At 70.9% G+C, this 2,878-nt stretch carries 4 protein-coding genes; all 4 read right to left on the reverse strand.

Annotated elements, in window-relative coordinates; genetic code table 11:
• Positions 1–195: NTP transferase domain-containing protein (locus tag B2U11_RS08610; protein WP_292071116.1), on the reverse strand; the 195-nt coding region annotated here is incomplete at its 3' end.
• A gap of 32 nt (positions 196–227) precedes the next feature.
• Positions 228–1,319 carry an N-acetylmuramate/N-acetylglucosamine kinase AmgK gene (gene amgK, locus B2U11_RS08615; RefSeq protein WP_292071118.1) on the reverse strand — a complete coding sequence of 364 codons (1,092 nt, stop codon included), beginning with the start codon at positions 1,317–1,319 and terminating at the stop codon, positions 228–230.
• The gene (gene tsaE / locus B2U11_RS08620) at positions 1,312–1,770 is read right to left on the reverse strand and encodes a tRNA (adenosine(37)-N6)-threonylcarbamoyltransferase complex ATPase subunit type 1 TsaE (protein WP_292071120.1); all 459 of its coding nucleotides are present in this window, start codon (positions 1,768–1,770) and stop codon (positions 1,312–1,314) included. The genes amgK and tsaE overlap by 8 nt, the downstream gene beginning before the upstream one ends.
• Positions 1,767–2,633, reverse strand: coding sequence for a GNAT family N-acetyltransferase (locus B2U11_RS08625; protein WP_292071122.1), 867 nt, complete (start codon positions 2,631–2,633; stop codon positions 1,767–1,769). The genes tsaE and B2U11_RS08625 overlap by 4 nt, the downstream gene beginning before the upstream one ends.
• Positions 2,634–2,878: the final 245 nt, after the last annotated feature.

Raw genomic sequence — 2,878 nt, forward strand, 5'->3', positions numbered from 1 at the left:
TTCCAGTCGGTCGGCGAACCAGTGGACGTTGACCACGGCTCTTTCCACTCCGGCGTCGGCCAGCCGGTCCAGGACATGGTCGATCAGGGCGCGGCCGCCCACCTCGACCAGGGCCTTGGGCCGATCGTCGGTCAGGGGGCGCATGCGGGTGCCCAGGCCCGCGGCCAGCACCATCGCGGTCTTCGGAGCCGTCATGCGGGGACCTGCATTCTTGTTGGTCGCCGCGCTCATCCGCGCGTCTCCGGGGGAACATGGCGGTCGAACCAGCGGGCGAAAGGCGCCAGGGCCGGCTGTTCCAGGTTGGCGTTCAGATGCCGCCACATGCGCGGCATGAACTGGCGATAGCGCGGCTTGCCGTCCCGCGCGATCAGCCGGGCGAAAATCCCGATGATCCGCGCCTGGTTCAGCGCCGCCAGCCCGGCGTAGTCGGCCATGAAGGCCGTGCGATCCACATCGGGGCGCAGGGCGAAATAGCGGTCCAGCGCCTGGGCCTCCAGGGTGGGCGACACATCGCGGCGCGCGTCCTGGAGCAGGGAATGCAGGTCCCAGGACGGATGGGCCCGCACCGCGTCCTGGAAGTCGATCATGCCGACCCGCGCGGCGCCTTGCCTGTCGGGCAGCCAGATCAGGTTCTCGGCGTGATAGTCGCGGTGCGCCATGACCGAGGCTCCACCCGCGCCCGAGGCGACGATGGGCGCCCAGGCCTCGCGCCAGTCGGCGACGGCCGCCTCGTCGAATGTTGCGCGCGCATCAAGCCGAGGCAGCCATTCAACGAAAAGGTCCGCACCGCCCTGAAGCGCGATCTCGTCATAGGTCAGCATGGGCCAGTCGCCGCCGGGGCCGGTCAGGACGGCGGGCGGATCGCCGGCGTCGTGCAGGGTCGCCAGCGCCTCGATGGCGGCCAGATAGAGCGGCGCCTCGTCCGCGCCGTCGGCGATCACGCGGGCGAATAGGGCGTCGCCGAAATCCTCCAGCACCGCCAGGCCGTTCGGCGCGTCGAGGGCGGGCAGTTCGGGCGCGGACAGTCCCAGCGCCTTTAGATGGGCGGCGACGGCGGCGAAGGCCTCGATCTTTCCGGCCGACAGGCGGGCGACCGCGTTCCAGCCCGCCGCGCGGCGCTGGTCCGGCGTCCAGGACGGATCGCACGGCGGGCTTTCGGCCGCCGGGGCCTGGTCCATCAGCATCAGAGTCGGTCCGTCCGTCGGGACCAGACGCTCGTAGCGGCGCGTCGAGGCGTCGCCGGGCAGCGGAAGGCGCGCGGCGTCGGCCAGGCCGGACGCCGTCAGGAAATCGAGACGGAGGGCTTCGCGATCAGACATGCAGTTCCTTCAACCGGTCGTCCCACGCCCCTGCGCCGGAAACGGTCGCAACGCGGCCCTCGCCCTGCTCGGCGATCTCGATGATCAGCCGGTCTGGCCCCAGGAAGCGGCCCGGATCGTCGCCCAGCCGCTCGGGCCATTCGATCACCGCGCACCCGTCGTCCAGCGCCTCGTCCAGCCCGATCTCGAAGGCTTCTTCCGGCCGGGTCAGGCGATAGAGGTCGAAATGGGCGACGGCCGGATCGCTGTCGTAGAACTGGACCAGGGTGAAGGTGGGCGAGGGGACGTCCTCGTCCGGCGTGGTCAGGGCGCGGATCAGTCCGCGCGCCAGGGTGGACTTGCCCATGCCCAGCGGCCCGTACAGCAGCACGCTGTCGCCCGCCTGCAGCAAGTGCGCGATGGCCTGGCCCAGGCGCGTGGTGGCCTCGGCGTCGGGCAGCACGATCTTCATTGAAACACCGCGTCGGGATCGGCGGCCAAGGTGCGCTCGGTGAACCCCTTCAGCGCCTCGGTGGCACGGGCGGCGTCCACATCCAGCCGCTCGGCCGGAATGGGGCGGCCGATCTGCACGCTGAAACGCTTTCCCGCCTTGTTCAGCAGTTCGTGAAACAGCGTCACGTCGCGCAGTTCCTGCGAGAATTTGTCGAACAGGTGAAACAGGCGGCTGTAGGGGCCGACGACATGCATCGGCACGACCGGCGCGTCGTACTTGCGCGCCAGGGACGCCGCCGTCGGCGCCCATTCGGGATCGGTCAGCAGACCGTTCCGGCCCACGCGGGCCAGGCGGCCGGCGGGGAACATGACCACGCAGCGCTCGGCCATGAAGGCGTCCCTGGCCGCGTTCAGGGTGGCGCGGGTCTTCTCGCGCGTTCGCTTGTCGTGGACCCATTCGACGGGAATGACGGTCTCCGCCAGGCGCGGCGACACACGCAGGGCGTCGGCGTTGGCGAAGAAGATGGCGTCGGCCCGCCGCGTCCTGATGGCGTCATGGACGGCCACGCCATCGGCGATGCCGGTCGGATGATTGCACACCACCACGCAGCGACCCGTCGCCGGCAGACGGTCCAGGTGGCTCGCCGTCACCTTCAGCGAAAGCAGGTTCGACACGTAGTCCAGCGTCTGCGCGCCCGACAGGGGTCCGATCGCATCGGCCATCCGCACCGCCTCGCCATAGCCCAGCACGCCATAGAGGGCCGGCCGCACGACCGGCCACAAGGGCGATGCCGTCAGGCGCGGCGCGCGCTCGGCGATCAGCGCGTCGACGATGTGCGGCTCGGCCCGCGACGGGGCCCTGGTCGGCGAAGCAGGTTCCATTCCCACCGCTTGTCGCCGGTTCGCCGCGGCCGGGCAAGTTGTCAGATGCGCGCCACTTCCAAGACGGGCGGACGCGTGTCGGGTGTGGGCGGCCCTTCGCCGCATCGGCAACTTCCGCCCGGCGAACGGTGGTGCTACGCCTCGCCGCAGCACGCTTTGCGAGGAATGCCCCATGCGCCACCGCTCCCTCCTGTCGGCCGCCTGCGCCGCCGCCGCCCTGATGGTCGCCGCGCCGGCCCTGGCCC

Origin of the sequence: Brevundimonas sp. UBA7534 (assembly GCF_002479325.1) — a bacterium.
In the GTDB taxonomy this organism is placed as follows: domain Bacteria; phylum Pseudomonadota; class Alphaproteobacteria; order Caulobacterales; family Caulobacteraceae; genus Brevundimonas.